The organism is Salmonella sp. SAL4457 (assembly GCF_046548235.1).
In the GTDB taxonomy this organism is placed as follows: Bacteria; Pseudomonadota; Gammaproteobacteria; order Enterobacterales; family Enterobacteriaceae; genus Salmonella; species Salmonella enterica.
This window is the reverse complement of sequence record NZ_JBGDZO010001004.1, coordinates 1-250: the sequence shown is the minus strand read 5'-3', so window position 1 is coordinate 250 and position 250 is coordinate 1. Positions and strand designations below refer to the sequence as shown.

The window sequence follows — 250 nt, the reverse complement described above, 5'->3', positions numbered from 1 at the left end:
CAACTGGCTGTACCGGCGCTGTACCGGGTCAGCCAGATCTTCATCGCCGCCTCTGCGGCCGGCGGGCTTGCCGAAGCGCGCAAGCGCGCCCAGGAACTCTACCGGCAGGCCGCGGACGGCGACTTCGCCGAACTGGCGCGCAAGCATTCCGACGACCCGCAGACCGCCCGCAACGGCGGCGACATCGGTGGGTTACTGGCGCAGGCGCAACTGCTGCCGGCGATCCGTCCGGCGCTGGAACGGCTAAAGG

At 70.4% G+C, this 250-nt stretch carries 1 protein-coding gene; it reads left to right on the top strand.

Features of this window, described 5'->3' with window-relative positions; all coding sequences use genetic code 11:
- Positions 1–250, top strand: a 250-nt coding sequence (locus ACLJNW_RS27190) for a peptidylprolyl isomerase (RefSeq protein WP_410961662.1), incomplete at both ends; no start/stop codon positions are given.